At 30.9% G+C, this 13,120-nt stretch carries 14 protein-coding genes; 9 read left to right on the top strand and 5 right to left on the bottom strand.

Features of this window, described 5'->3' with window-relative positions:
* Nucleotides 1–36 precede the first annotated feature (36 nt).
* Nucleotides 37–732, bottom strand: coding sequence for a tetratricopeptide repeat protein (locus ACWJKP_RS12810; protein ID WP_165414503.1), 696 nt, complete (start codon nucleotides 730–732; stop codon nucleotides 37–39).
* A gap of 355 nt (nucleotides 733–1,087) precedes the next feature.
* Here ACWJKP_RS12810 and ACWJKP_RS12805 point away from each other — a divergent pair, with 355 nt between their 5' ends.
* Nucleotides 1,088–2,380 carry a Na+/H+ antiporter NhaC family protein gene (locus tag ACWJKP_RS12805; protein ID WP_165414504.1) on the top strand — a complete coding sequence of 431 codons (1,293 nt, stop codon included), beginning with the start codon at nucleotides 1,088–1,090 and terminating at the stop codon, nucleotides 2,378–2,380.
* Between the two features lie 141 nt (nucleotides 2,381–2,521).
* Here ACWJKP_RS12805 and ACWJKP_RS12800 read toward each other — a convergent pair whose 3' ends face one another.
* Nucleotides 2,522–2,998 carry a DsrE/DsrF/DrsH-like family protein gene (locus ACWJKP_RS12800; protein ID WP_165414505.1) on the bottom strand — a complete coding sequence of 159 codons (477 nt, stop codon included), beginning with the start codon at nucleotides 2,996–2,998 and terminating at the stop codon, nucleotides 2,522–2,524.
* Nucleotides 2,999–3,135: 137 nt separating this feature from the next.
* Here ACWJKP_RS12800 and ACWJKP_RS12795 point away from each other — a divergent pair, with 137 nt between their 5' ends.
* Nucleotides 3,136–3,477, top strand: a complete 342-nt coding sequence (locus tag ACWJKP_RS12795; protein WP_165414506.1) for a hypothetical protein — start codon at nucleotides 3,136–3,138, stop codon at nucleotides 3,475–3,477.
* 281 nt (nucleotides 3,478–3,758) lie between these two features.
* On the opposite strand, the gene ACWJKP_RS12790 is transcribed toward ACWJKP_RS12795, so the two are convergent.
* The 3 genes from ACWJKP_RS12790 to ACWJKP_RS12780 all read right to left on the bottom strand — a co-directional run bounded on the left by ACWJKP_RS12790 (nucleotide 3,759) and on the right by ACWJKP_RS12780 (nucleotide 6,287).
* Nucleotides 3,759–4,481 carry a phosphatase gene (locus tag ACWJKP_RS12790; RefSeq protein ID WP_165414507.1) on the bottom strand — a complete coding sequence of 241 codons (723 nt, stop codon included), beginning with the start codon at nucleotides 4,479–4,481 and terminating at the stop codon, nucleotides 3,759–3,761.
* Nucleotides 4,482–4,568: 87 nt separating this feature from the next.
* Entirely contained in the window at nucleotides 4,569–5,591 is a 1,023-nt protein-coding gene (locus tag ACWJKP_RS12785) for a metal-dependent hydrolase (protein WP_165414508.1), read from the bottom strand.
* A 54-nt stretch (nucleotides 5,592–5,645) separates the two neighbouring features.
* The gene (locus ACWJKP_RS12780; protein WP_165414509.1) at nucleotides 5,646–6,287 is read right to left on the bottom strand and encodes a pentapeptide repeat-containing protein; all 642 of its coding nucleotides are present in this window, start codon (nucleotides 6,285–6,287) and stop codon (nucleotides 5,646–5,648) included.
* Between the two features lie 220 nt (nucleotides 6,288–6,507).
* On the opposite strand from ACWJKP_RS12780, the gene ACWJKP_RS12775 reads away from it, so the two are divergent.
* The 7 genes from ACWJKP_RS12775 (at nucleotide 6,508) to ACWJKP_RS12745 (ending at nucleotide 12,992) form a co-directional block, all read left to right on the top strand.
* Nucleotides 6,508–6,762 (top strand): spore coat associated protein CotJA, encoded by a 255-nt coding sequence (locus tag ACWJKP_RS12775; protein WP_224578901.1) that lies wholly within the window; start codon nucleotides 6,508–6,510, stop codon nucleotides 6,760–6,762.
* Nucleotides 6,752–7,027, top strand: coding sequence for a spore coat protein CotJB (locus ACWJKP_RS12770; RefSeq protein ID WP_165414510.1), 276 nt, complete (start codon nucleotides 6,752–6,754; stop codon nucleotides 7,025–7,027). Before ACWJKP_RS12775 ends, ACWJKP_RS12770 begins: the two co-directional genes overlap by 11 nt.
* 3 nt (nucleotides 7,028–7,030) lie before the next feature.
* Nucleotides 7,031–7,612 carry a manganese catalase family protein gene (locus ACWJKP_RS12765; protein ID WP_165414511.1) on the top strand — a complete coding sequence of 194 codons (582 nt, stop codon included), beginning with the start codon at nucleotides 7,031–7,033 and terminating at the stop codon, nucleotides 7,610–7,612.
* Between the two features lie 468 nt (nucleotides 7,613–8,080).
* A complete protein-coding gene (gene arcA / locus ACWJKP_RS12760; RefSeq protein WP_165414512.1) occupies nucleotides 8,081–9,304 on the top strand; it encodes an arginine deiminase in 1,224 nt (407 codons plus the stop codon).
* A gap of 27 nt (nucleotides 9,305–9,331) precedes the next feature.
* Nucleotides 9,332–10,330 carry an ornithine carbamoyltransferase gene (gene argF / locus ACWJKP_RS12755; protein WP_258280591.1) on the top strand — a complete coding sequence of 333 codons (999 nt, stop codon included), beginning with the start codon at nucleotides 9,332–9,334 and terminating at the stop codon, nucleotides 10,328–10,330.
* A gap of 95 nt (nucleotides 10,331–10,425) precedes the next feature.
* Complete coding sequence (gene arcD / locus ACWJKP_RS12750) at nucleotides 10,426–11,847, top strand: arginine-ornithine antiporter (RefSeq protein WP_165414920.1); 1,422 nt, start codon at nucleotides 10,426–10,428, stop codon at nucleotides 11,845–11,847.
* A 23-nt stretch (nucleotides 11,848–11,870) separates the two neighbouring features.
* Nucleotides 11,871–12,992 (top strand): aminotransferase, encoded by a 1,122-nt coding sequence (locus tag ACWJKP_RS12745; protein ID WP_165414919.1) that lies wholly within the window; start codon nucleotides 11,871–11,873, stop codon nucleotides 12,990–12,992.
* Nucleotides 12,993–13,120: the final 128 nt, after the last annotated feature.

Below are 13,120 nucleotides of genomic sequence, written 5' to 3'. Positions count from 1 at the left end.
GCCGGTGGTTATTATTAGTATTATGGCAAAGAAAAGTTATTCTATTAATTCCTTAAATTCCATATGATTACGTACATTATCAAAATCTTCCTCATTCTTTGCATTATTTTTTACACTTGGATTAATATCAATAGCTAGTTTTAAGTATTTGACGGTATTATTAACATCACCTTTTCTTCCATAGATACTAGCTATACCATAATAGCTCCATTCAAACTTTTCTACTTCTAAATCTTTTTTATACCATGTGATAGCTTCATCATAGTGTTCGTATAATTCATTGGCTAGTGCTTTATTAAATCTTGCATATCCATAATTAGGGTTAAGTTTTAATGATTGATCGATTTGTTGCATACCTTTTTCAAAATTTCCACTGTAAGCTAAGGCAATTCCTTCTACAGCATATGCTTTATAAAAAGTAGGATCATCTTTTATGACTTGTCTTTCCGTTTCAATAGCTTGCTTATATTTCTTATCGAAAAATTCATCATACCCTTTCTTCCATATCTTTTCTAAGTTTTCTTGTTTTTGATTTATCTGTTGCTGTTTTTTTATTTCTTTTTCTTTTTCTTTTTCTTTTTCTTTTAATTGTTGCTTTTTTATTTCTTCGTTTTTATTGCTCGATACAATCACACTGCTATTTTTCATTGTAGAATTAACCATTATTCCTATCCCTATAGCAGAAAGAATAGCAAAGATTATTACCCTAAATTTAAATGATTGTAATTTCATATTTTCCACCTATTCCTTTATTATAATATTTTAAACTTAAACTTAAACTTAAACTTAAATATTACTCTATATGATTTTTGTTCATTTTTGACAAGTATATGATAGAGATACCTATATAATAACAATATATGAATATTTAATATAGTAAAAGTTATTAAAGGCTGTGTTTATTTAAACAAAACATAAAAAAACACTTAAATATATCAAAATACATCGAAATAAACGAAATTAAATGATAGAATAGTAAAAAGATATACAAAATAAATGGTTATATCTAAACAAAAGCTTTAGAACAGACTAAGGCGATGATTTAACATGAAAGAATAATTATTATTATACTTAGGAGGAAAATTAAATGGAAAAAAGAACTAATTTTATAGGGTTATTACCTTTGGTATTTTTCTTAATATTGTTTATGGGGGTTGGTATTTTAACGGGAAACTTCTCTAGTATGCCATTATTGCTAGCATTTGTTTTTGCTACTGCTTTTGCTTTATTATTGGATAAAAAAGGAGAGAAAACATCGTTGTCCGACAAGATTGATATATTTGCGAAAGCGGCTGGAGAACCTACTATTATGTTAATGGTAGTTATATTCATATTGGCAGGCGCTTTTTATTCAATTGCAGATGCAATGGGTGCTGTTACTTCCATAGTAAATATGGGATTAAGTGTTTTACCAGCCAATATGATGTTACCAGGTTTATTTATAGTTTGTTCTATTTTATCATTTTCTATGGGCACTTCAATGGGAACTATAACAGCTTTAGCGCCAATAGGAGTTGGTATAGCATCGCAAACGGGTATGGGATTACCTTTGGTATTAGGAACTGTAGTCGGTGGTGCAATGTTTGGGGATAATCTATCTTTTATTTCAGATACAACAATTGCAGCTACAAGAACGCAAGGAGTAAAAATGAGAGATAAATTTAAATCAAACGGTTTAATTATTTTACCCGCTTTTGTTATTACTGTAATAATATTGACTTTTCTATCTGGTGGAAATGTTCAGTTGCAAGCACTTGAATACTCGTTAGTTAGAATAATTCCATATATATCAATTATTGCTAGTGCGGCAATCGGCCTAAATGTTATGGTTGTTTTAGGAATAGGTATAGCTACTGGATCAATAATAGGACTTGCAATGGGTAGTTTTAATATAGTTGAGATGTTTGCAATATTGCAAAGAGGGATGGGCTGGATGGAAGATTTAGCACTGATATCTATTATAGTAGGCGGATTGGTTGGCCTTATGCATTATTATGGGGGGATTGAGTATCTACTAGAAAATTTAGCATCTAAAGTTAAAACAAAAAAAGGAGCAGAAATAGGAATAGCTGCACTAGTAAGCTTGCTAGATATAACTACAACAAATAATACAATATCTATTATTACGGCAGGACCACTCGCAAAGGATTTGTCAGAGAAATATGGGGTTAGTCCAATAAGAGCAGCAAGTATTCTAGATATATTTTCGGCTGGGTTTCAAGGCGTAAGTCCTTATGCAGGGCAAATGCTATTAGCAGCAACAATTGGGAAGATATCACCTATTCAAATTATTCCTTTTTCAATATATTCTTATTTAATGATAGTTTGCGGATTACTTTCAATATTCTTAGATTGGCCCAAAGCCCAAAGTTCTAAATAAACAGGGGCAGTCATGAGAATGGCTTTAGTGGAGCTTTATTCTAGCAATAAGGAAGTAAATCCTAAGTAAGCTGGCATCTATAGAGTAAACACTTTTTTATGTGCTTACCCTATAGGTGCCAGTTTATTTATGCACTTACCCTTATATGAATAATTGTATATCTGATTCGAGAGCATCCTTTAGATAGTCCTTAGCCTCAATTACCTCAAGTTCTGGAATGAGTTCTTCCTTTTTAAGGCCCATAACTTCCATTGAAAGCTTACATCCATAAAACTTAACACCTTTTTTTACAGCACCTTCTAGAAATTTAGAAAGGGTAGGTGTTCCGTCTTCCTTCATCATAGCTTCAAGCATTTTTTTTCCGAAACCACTAAAATTCATGGTGGAAAGGGGTAATTCATCTGGACCTTTTGGAGTCATTGCACCCATAAGTTTCTCTAGCGAAGACTTACCTTCACTTGTATTTATATTTGGATCTCTCAATAAAAGCAGGCCCCAAAAGGCGAAAAACATAGATACTTCCATTCCTAATTCTTTAGCTGAATTTGCCAGTATTAATCCAGCTAAAGCTTTGTCATATTCTCCACTAAACATTATAAGACTTAGTTTTTTATTCATTATAGCACCTCATTTTCTTTAGTGTGTGTATATATTTACATATTTATTCTTATTCATTAACTGAATTTTTTTATAATAATGGGGAAATAATATAATAAATATTTTAAAATATTTATTATATTTAGGAGGGTTGTTGTATGAATTCTTTAGACAGATTATCAAATAAAAATAAATTTAAAAAAAGAAAACAAAGGGTTTGCCCTATTAACAGTTTAGCAGTGATAGGTGTCGCAATTGGAGGAGCTATTGCAGGTTTGTTCGTTCGAAGTTGTTGTGGCGAAATAAAAAATATTATTATTAGTAATGCAAAAGATATTGAAGAGGATATTGAAGAAGATACAAATACTAAAAGAGATGAAATTAAGCAAACATTGGATAAAGCACATGATGAATCTGTAGGTGACGTAGGAATTGCAATGGAGAGGGCCTTTGAAGACTTGGAAGATGAGAAACAAAGCAAGGATGAGGTTATAAAATAATATGTATATATTAAATCAACTCCTGCGGGGCTGCACAGCATCGAAGAAGATGAATTGACGACTTCAGAAGGAGATTTATACCCAACTTATAGAAGTAGGAGACTTTCCTTCTGAAATGTCGTTAAACTTTGAGTTATAAAAAATGATTATATGCTAATAGTTAAGAAAGAGGATTAAAAACAACAGAGATTGGAAGCTTCTAGAAGCTTCCAATCTCTGTAAATGGTAAGAACTTTTTGAACAGTCTTATTTATGTCTGTTTAATGATTTTAGCTACTGTATTATATATTTTTACCTTTTTCTTTAAGAAATGATAATAACATTTCTTTATTAGTATTAATAATAAGTTCTTCAGGCATATTTATATCTCTAAGTAGTTTTTCTACAACACTAAAATTTCCTATAGAATAGCAGAAATGAGCATCACTGTTTACAATAATCCTTACTCCAAATTCTTTGCAAAGTTTTAGAATTTTAAGACAGTTTTTGTCACTGCCTTTTCTTGAAGTTACAAAAGAGCTATTATTTATTTCGATTAGTATATTTTTTTCTTTTGCTTTTTTTACGATTTCTTCCGCATGTATAGGGAATTTAGGATTTCCCATATGTCCTAAAATATTCACATAAGGATTATCCATAGCTTTTAAAATAGTAGCTGTATTTAAGTCTGCACTCTTTTCACCTTCCATTAGAGGTTCATGCATGCTTGCTATCATTATGTCAAGAACATTTTGTAGATTTACTGGTATATCAAGATTACCTTCATAATCAATTATATTAGCTTCACATCCGTAAAGCATTTTAACACCGTATAATTCTCTTGGCAGCACTTTAAAATTTTCAAAATACCAAGGGTCGGGAGCCCCTGGCATATTAGGACCGTGATCTGTAACTCCTAATATCTCAAGACCTTTCTCACTAGCATATTTCGCATTCTCCATTAAAGTACTATATGCATGGCCACTAACTATAGTATGGGTATGTAAATCAGCAATAAACTTCATAGAATCTCTCCTCTCACTTTTCCATCTGTATATATTTAATTGTATCCCAAAATCCATGCTAGTGCTTAAAAAGGGGATATATTTTACTTATATTACTCTGAATTCTCCACCATAAACATTGAAACCTATCACGACTACTACAAATAATAATACAATATATATTACTTCAAATAAATTTCCAGTATCAGAGCCTGTGGTAATATGCGGTGGGAACTTAAGTTTAAACTTACCTATTTTTTCTAATATATTAACAAATTTATTATGAATACCTAATTTTTTCAATAACTGCGCAATAAACCTGGGTATTGAAAGTATTGGTACTCCTTCTTTAGTAAATATATCAGCCCAATAAATATGACTTATATATCCAACGAAAAAACATCCCGTTAAATATTCATAGCCTAATTTATTAAATACATATGAAGCTGAAATAGTAAAAATAGTAACGCCTTCTATTGAGTGCAAAAATGTTCTGTGGGGGAATATTGCTATACAAATTAATAAAATACAAATAAGATAAATAAATGCATCGTTTAAATTAGTAACGTTATACATTGCTAAAATTGCACTCGAACCAATATAAGTTACAAGCATGGTCGACCTTTTGAAATTATTTGTTCCTTTACTTATTGTGGCTGATAATTTCTTATAAACTAAACCAATGATAGGAATCCTTTTATAATACCTATCATTGGTGATTCCTAAAACTATAAAAAGGAAAGATATAAAATATGTGAATATCTCAGCATATTTACCTATATATTTTATCATTGTTAACTCTTGTACAATAGTTTTTGAATACCACAAAATCAGTGTCCCAAGTCCAATACTTAATAATAATTTTAATAATAACTTTAATGATTTTTCCATACTATTTATTACTTTAGTACTTGTGCCTGTAAGTGGGTTCATTTGGTTTATCTTACTATTATGACTATCTGCATCAACAAGTAATCCCGCCAGAGAGGCAGTTCCAAGGCCAATAATGCTTATTCCCATTGGAACATGTATATATTTATTGTTGAATATTGGCATTGAATTAATTAAAGGTATTGTTGCTACTATAGCATATGATAATATCGCTATTTTTTGATGTGATCGCCCATTCATCTTATGTACTCCTTACGTCCGTTGATGTCATTGTAAATTTTTTTATAAATTACATTACATATTGTTTTTTAAAAACTTAATTATATAACTTAATGTGTGAAAATCACAATTTAAATTGGATTTAATGATATTTAATCCTTTAATTAAGGTATCCTCATCAAAGTTCTCTAATAATATTGTTAAATTTATCATGTTAATGCCACCATCTTTTGTATCTAGAACCCTTGCAGCCTTTACATATTTATTTTTCATTGCATCTAGAATAGCTATTCTAAGGTCCTCACTAATTTCAAATTGTGGCATTTCATCAAAGATTTTGATGTCTGAGTTTTTAATGCTAAGATTCTTAGCTTTTGTAACATCAGTTGACAAAAATATAGTATTTTTAAATTCCGCATCTTTAAAATCAACACCGTCTAGATTCACAGAATCAAATATAGTATTTTCAAATATAGTATTTTTGAAATCACTGCCTTTTAGATTTGTTCCAATAAATTCGGCCCACTTAAAGGTACACTCAAAAAACACACATGATTTAAAATGCGCACCTCTAAAATTTACAAAATTAAAATTGGAGTTTGAAAAATCACTATTATAACAATTGCTTCTCTCAAGATTTTTATACATAAAATTCTTACCTATTTTCTCTATGTTGTTGTAAATAAAATTACCTTTAACACTTTGATTCTTACCCATTTTTACCTCCATGGCAAATGCATTTATTTGCCTTCCTTAATATTAGTATACCTTAAAAAAACTTCTAACCAATTTTAAGGTGGTTAGAAGTTTTTACATTCATTATAAATAGTATACACAATTTCAATAAAAGTCAATAATTTATTAAAAGAAAATTATCACATTTTTAAATTCGTGAATATAATATTATGTACTCAACAATATTATATGGAGGATTAAATTGGAACAGAATGAAATGAGAAAAAAAACAAACTGCCCAACAATGAGTAATTGTATTCCACAAGAAACTATAATAGAAAATGTTAGATTAGCCGCAGCTTACGTTCCGTACCAAAAACTTTGCACGATTTTTGCGGCTTTAGAAGCACTTAAAAGAGGAACTGCTTTCCCAGAACTTTATAGTCCGTTTGAGGGGGAAAACAAAAAAAATAGTCCATTTGCATCAAGTAAAAAGGGGAGAACTTATGAAGACTAAAATGGAACTTTTAAAACTAATTGTTGCTTCAGAATTTATGAAAGATGACCTAGGTTTGTTTCTTAATACCCATCCAATGGATCAAGAGGCTCTTGCAAAATATAATTTTTATGTGATGGAATCAAGAGGATTAAGAGAAAGCTATGAGATGAATTACGGAATGTTGTCTGACAACTCGCTGAGCCCTTATCCATGGCAGTGGATAAATAATCCATGGCCTTGGGAAACTGATGCTAATTTCAAACTTGAAAGGGGGGATATGTAATTTATGTGGACATACGATAAGTTTTTACAGTATCCAGTGAAAATTAAAAATCCAAATCCTGCAATGGCGAAAATTATTATTACTCAATATGGCGGACCGGATGGTGAATTAGGTGCCTCATTAAGATATCTGAGTCAGCGCTTTTCTATGATTACGCCTCAAGCTATAACAACATGTACTGATATTGGTACGGAAGAATTGGCCCATTTAGAAATGGTAGGTGCTATGGTTAGGCAGCTAATGAAAGGTGCCAGTCTTGAAGAAATTGAAAAAGGAGGCATGAGTGGCTATTATGTAGATCATGGTAGAGGAGTATACCCTGTAAGTGCTTCAGGAGTACCCTTTAATGCTTCTTATCTTCAATCAAAAGGGGATCCAATTGTTGATCTAACAGAAAACTTAGCAGCAGAGCAAAAAGCAAGGGCCACTTATGAATATCTAATTAACATGGCAGATGACCCTGATGTATTAGATCCATTGAAGTTTCTACGAGAAAGAGAAATTGTTCACTATCAAAGGTTTGGTGAATCTCTTAGGATTGTTCAAGATTACTTACAGGAACCTCGTTTGTTTACAATGAGATAATGAATTATAAGTACACATATAAATGATAATAAAGCTTAGGATTGTGAAAACAATCCTAAGCTTTTAATTTATAAAAAAAATTGGCGGTTGACTTCCATATACAAAGATGGTAAAATCTTAACAGAATTATGAACAAATTATTAACAAAAATCATTAAACACATTTATAAGTATAAATAACCAAAAATAAGTTGAATGAATATTTATACTTTAGTTTTATTATTATGCATAGCAAATTAGATAATTGCGAATATATATACAAACAATCTGACGTTTTAACTTATCAAGAGGAGATGTATGTAGTATTATTGCGCAAAATAGAGATTTTCATAACCATATAGTGATAATTCAGGAGCAAAGCTAATAATCAAGATATATATGCAATTACAGTGAAATAATGGGGTTCCCTTATAAAATCGTACACTTTATAATGATAGTATAAATAAAAATGAATAGGAGGCCAAGTTAAATGGAATCATTTATAAATGTAACTTCTGAAATAGGAAAACTTAATAAAGTAATGCTACATAGACCCGGTAGAGAAATAGAAAATTTAGTGCCAAATCTTCTTGAAAGATTACTTTTCGATGATATTCCTTATTTAGAAGTAGCGCGAAAAGAACATGACATATTTGCAAAAATATTAAAAGAAAACGATGTTGAAGTTCTTTATTTAGAAGAACTTGTTACAGAGGCTTTGAATGAGGATCAAACAAAAAAAATATTTTTACAACAGTTTTTACATGAAAGCCACATTAGTAATAAAGAAATATATAAATCTCTTTATGATTATTTAATGTCAAAGCCTACAAGAGAAATGATTGATATACTTATGGCTGGTGTTAGAAAAAACGAAATAGCTGTTAAGGAGATTCATTCTCTAAGAGGATTAATAGGAACCCAGTATCCATTCTACTTAGATCCTATGCCTAATCTTTACTTTACTCGCGATCCAGGTGCTTCAATTGGAAATGGTATTACTATAAATACTATGCAAACTGAAGCTAGAAGACGTGAGACTTTGTTCCTAGAATTTATTCATGAATATCATAGCTCTTTCAAACAAAATGAAGTGCCACTTTGGTATGATAGAAGCCTCCCAAATAATATCGAAGGTGGGGACGAACTTATATTATCTGCCACAACCCTTGCAATAGGATGCAGTCAAAGAACTTCACCTGAAGCTATAGAAGTTGTAGCAAGAAATTTGTTTGAAATACATACTACTTTTGAAAAAGTATTAGTACTAGAAATTCCATCTAGCAGAGCATTTATGCATCTTGATACTGTATTTACTATGGTTGATTATGATAAATTTACAATACATCCAGAGATAGAAGGACCACTTAATGTCTTTGAAATTACAAAAGGTGTCAATGGAGAATTAAATATTAAGCAAGAAAAAGATATATTGCAAAATGTATTAAAATCTGCATTAAATGTGCCTTCAGTTGATTTAATAAGATGTGGTGGTGGTGACGCTATTGTAGCGGCAAGAGAGCAATGGAATGATGGATCAAACACTCTAGCTATTGCACCAGGAAAAGTTATAACTTATGAACGAAATTATGTTACAAATGAAATTTTATCAAAACATGGTGTAACAGTGCTCACAATGCCAAGTGCCGAACTTTCAAGAGGAAGAGGCGGCCCAAGATGTATGAGTATGCCACTAAATAGAGATAACTTATAAAAACAACAATATTAGGAGGAATTTATTATGTTTAACTTAAGAAACAGAAACTTTTTAACTTTGATGGACTTTACTCCAAATGAAATAAACTACTTTTTAGATTTAGCTAGAGATTTAAAAAGAGCTAAGTATGCAGGTACAGAACAACAGAAATTAAAAGGTAAAAATATTGCGCTAATATTTGAAAAGAGTTCTACAAGAACAAGATGTGCTTTTGAAGTAGGAGCACTAGACCAAGGGGCTCATGTAACTTACCTTGGACCTACAGGAACTCAAATTGGCAAAAAAGAATCTGTAGCAGATACAGCTAGAGTTCTTGGAAGAATGTATGATGGAATAGAATATAGAGGATATGGCCAAGAAATAGTTGAAGAACTAGCAAAATATGCAGGAGTTCCAGTATGGAACGGATTAACAACTGAAGACCACCCAACACAAATTCTTGCAGATTTTTTAACTATAAAAGAACACTTTGACAAGCCATTAAGCGACATTGTGTTTGTATATGCTGGAGATGGAAGAAACAACATGGCAAATGCATTGATGATTGGTGCTGCTAAAATGGGTATGGACTTTAGAATAGTATCACCAAAGAGCTTATTCCCAGAAACAGCATTAGTTTCAAAATGCAATGAAATTGCTAAAGAAACAGGAGCAAAAATTACTATTACAGATAGCGTGGATGCAGGAGTTAAAAATGCAGATGTAATCTACACAGACGTATGGGTTTCTATGGGCGAAGCAGACGAAGTATGGGCATCAAGAATAGAATTATTAAGGCCATACCAAGTTAATATGGAAATGCTTAATAAGACAGGTAACAAAAACGTTAAATTCATGCACTGCCTACCAGCTTTTCATGATTTAAAGACACTTGTAGGTAAAGATATATTTGAAAAATATGGTCTTGAAGGTTTAGAAGTTACAGATGAAGTATTTGAAAGTACACATTCTATAGTATTTGATGAAGCAGAAAACAGAATGCATACAATCAAAGCAATTATGGTTGCTACACTTGGAAACTAGCCTAAAATAATTATAAAATTAATTGGTGAGGGCAATATTATTGCTCTCACCAATTTAAAATATGGCTAATACATTAATCAAAAGGAGATTATAAAATGTCTGATAGATCAAAAAAACTAGGGTTGTTTTCACTAACAGCATTAGTTATTACGTCCTCAATAGGTGCTGGTATATTTAGTATATCTAGTGATTTAGTATCTGGTGCAGCAGCAGGACCTGCAATTATTGCATGGATAATTGTTGGTTTTGGTGTTTTAATGTTATCGTTATCTTTTAACAATTTATTATTAAAAAAGCCTGAATTAAATGGCATATTCAGCTATGCAGAAGATGGGTTTGGAAAATTTGGAGGTTTTATTAGTGGATGGGGATACTGGTTATCATCTTGGCTTGGCAATGTAGCCTTTGCCACAATGCTTATGAGTATACTTTCCTATTTCTTTCCTGTCTTTGGAAATGGTCATAATATACCATCAATTATCGGTGCAAGTGTTTTTATATGGTTACTTACTTACATAGTTAATAGAGGAGTTGAAGAAGCCGCTGTTATAAATACACTAGTTACCTTATTTAAATTAATACCAATCTTTTTATTCATAGTAATAGGTATTATAGCTTTTAAGGTGGATTTATTTACATATCATTTTTGGGGAAACATATCTACTAATTTTAAGATATCAGATATATTCGTGCAAGTTAAAAGTTGTATGATGGTAATGATGTGGGTTTTTGTCGGTATAGAAGGGGCCTCTATGTTATCTTCTCGTGCTAATAAGAAATCTGAAGCAGGCAGGGCAACTGTTCTTGGACTATTAGGCCTATTAATTATTTATTTTTTAGCTTCTATGATTCCTTATGGTCTTATGAGTAAAGAGCAACTAGTAAATTTACCAACTCCTACAATGGCTTATATCTTAAAAGATATTGTTGGGCCATGGGGAGCTACATTCATAAACATAGGTTTAATAATCTCAATTTTAGGTTCATGGTTATCGTGGACGATGTTACCAGCTGAAACCACTCTTTTAATGGCACGTGCAAACTTACTGCCGAAAAAATTTGGTGAAGTAAATAAAGCTGGTGCGCCTACTTTTTCTTTAATTATCACGGCGGCTTTAACTCAATTATTTATTTTCACTTTATTATTTACAGATAAAGCATATCAGTTTGCTTATTCCATGGGTACTGCTGCAATATTAATATGTTATTTATTCGTTGGAATGTATCAATTTAAAATATCTTATATCGACAGACATAAAAAAGGTGAAATAAAACAAATAATCATAGGTTTAATTACAGTGATTTTTGAAATTTGGGGAATTCTAGTTTCAGGACTAAACTATACTCTGCTTTGCCTTTTGGCTTATATTCCTGGAATCGCATTTTTTGTAATTGCTAGAAAAGAAAATGGTGAAAAGAAATTATTAACAAAAAACCAATTTATATTAACTTCTTTAATTGTTATTGGATCAATATATGTTATTTATCTATTAACAATAGGTAAAATTACTATTTAAATTGTTGAAAAGAGGTCTTTAATATGAAAATTGCAAATTTTGGCGTTGAGGAATGGTTAAATGTTTGGGAAAATGATGCTATCTATGATATAGCAGGAAGCTCAATAGCTTCATTTTCATTAGAAGAAATAATATCTATAGATGGGACAACTCCAGAGGAATTTTTCCATGGACTATTAAAAACAAAAATGAACTATGGATGGATAGAAGGGTCCCCAGAGTTTAAAAAAGAGGTTAGTAAATTATATAAAAATGTTCCAGCTGAAAATATTCTACAAACTAATGGAGCAACTGGCGCAAATTTATTAGCATTATATTCATTAATTGAACCTAGTGACCATGTGATTGCCATGCATCCTAGCTATCAACAATTATATGAGATTCCAAAGTCTTTTGGTGCTGAAGTGGAGTTTTGGGAAATTTATGAAGATAATGAGTGGCTACCTAAGTTAGATGAATTAAAAAAATTAATACGTCCAAATACAAAATTAATTTGTTTGAATAATGCAAACAATCCTACTGGAACTATTTTTGATGATGACTTTCTAAAAGAAATAGTTAAGATTGCGGATGCTGTGGGTGCTTACATTTTAGTTGATGAAGTATATAAACCTTTAGATTCTGACATTTCTGTTTCATCAATAGTAGACTTATATGATAAAGGGATTTCTACAAACAGTCTATCAAAAACATATTCAGTTCCAGGAATACGTGTTGGTTGGATTGCTAGCAATAAAGAATTAGCAGATTCATTTAGAAAGTATCGTGATTACACTATGATTTGCGCAGGTGTTTTTGATGATTATCTAGCTGTTCATGTGTTAAAAAATAAAGAATTAGTCCTAGATAGAAATAAAAAAATTATCCATACGAATTTAGAAATTGTTAAGGAATGGATTAAAAAAGAACCTCGTGTTTCATTAGTGTTTCCGAAATATGTTTCTACATCATTTATAAAATTAGATATACCTGTTGATATTGAAGAATTCTGCATAGATATTTTAAAAGAAAAAGGAGTTCTTTTAGTCCCAGGCAATCGTTTTGATGTTCCGGGTCATGCTAGGTTAGGATACTGTTCGCATTCAGATATATTAATAAATGGATTAAAAGAGCTATCTGCTTATTTAACAAAGTTTGATAAATAAGCTAATCTAAAATAATTTATACTTACAAAGTTAATATATTTTACAAATAAAAAAGTTTACATGGAAGTCATAAGATGAAAATACTTACGGCTTACATGTAAACTTTTAATTTAGTTTATTGAGAATTT

This window comes from Clostridium sp. CM037 (assembly GCF_055081095.1).
The sequence above is the reverse complement of the archived record's forward strand: the minus strand, read 5'-3'. Positions and strand labels throughout refer to the sequence as shown.

What these genes read in the sequence shown, in the direction of transcription:
- argF (WP_258280591.1), top strand. Translation starts at nt 9,332, where the DNA reads ATGTTTAACTTAAGAAACAGAAACTTTTTAACTTTGATGGACTTTACT.
- arcD (WP_165414920.1), top strand. Translation starts at nt 10,426, where the DNA reads ATGTCTGATAGATCAAAAAAACTAGGGTTGTTTTCACTAACAGCATTA.
- ACWJKP_RS12805 (WP_165414504.1), top strand. Translation starts at nt 1,088, where the DNA reads ATGGAAAAAAGAACTAATTTTATAGGGTTATTACCTTTGGTATTTTTC.
- ACWJKP_RS12790 (WP_165414507.1), bottom strand. Translation starts at nt 4,481, where the DNA reads ATGAAGTTTATTGCTGATTTACATACCCATACTATAGTTAGTGGCCAT.
- arcA (WP_165414512.1), top strand. Translation starts at nt 8,081, where the DNA reads ATGGAATCATTTATAAATGTAACTTCTGAAATAGGAAAACTTAATAAA.
- ACWJKP_RS12780 (WP_165414509.1), bottom strand. Translation starts at nt 6,287, where the DNA reads ATGGGTAAGAATCAAAGTGTTAAAGGTAATTTTATTTACAACAACATA.
- ACWJKP_RS12745 (WP_165414919.1), top strand. Translation starts at nt 11,871, where the DNA reads ATGAAAATTGCAAATTTTGGCGTTGAGGAATGGTTAAATGTTTGGGAA.
- ACWJKP_RS12770 (WP_165414510.1), top strand. Translation starts at nt 6,752, where the DNA reads ATGAAGACTAAAATGGAACTTTTAAAACTAATTGTTGCTTCAGAATTT.
- ACWJKP_RS12795 (WP_165414506.1), top strand. Translation starts at nt 3,136, where the DNA reads ATGAATTCTTTAGACAGATTATCAAATAAAAATAAATTTAAAAAAAGA.
- ACWJKP_RS12765 (WP_165414511.1), top strand. Translation starts at nt 7,031, where the DNA reads ATGTGGACATACGATAAGTTTTTACAGTATCCAGTGAAAATTAAAAAT.
- ACWJKP_RS12800 (WP_165414505.1), bottom strand. Translation starts at nt 2,998, where the DNA reads ATGAATAAAAAACTAAGTCTTATAATGTTTAGTGGAGAATATGACAAA.
- ACWJKP_RS12810 (WP_165414503.1), bottom strand. Translation starts at nt 732, where the DNA reads ATGAAATTACAATCATTTAAATTTAGGGTAATAATCTTTGCTATTCTT.
- ACWJKP_RS12785 (WP_165414508.1), bottom strand. Translation starts at nt 5,591, where the DNA reads ATGAATGGGCGATCACATCAAAAAATAGCGATATTATCATATGCTATA.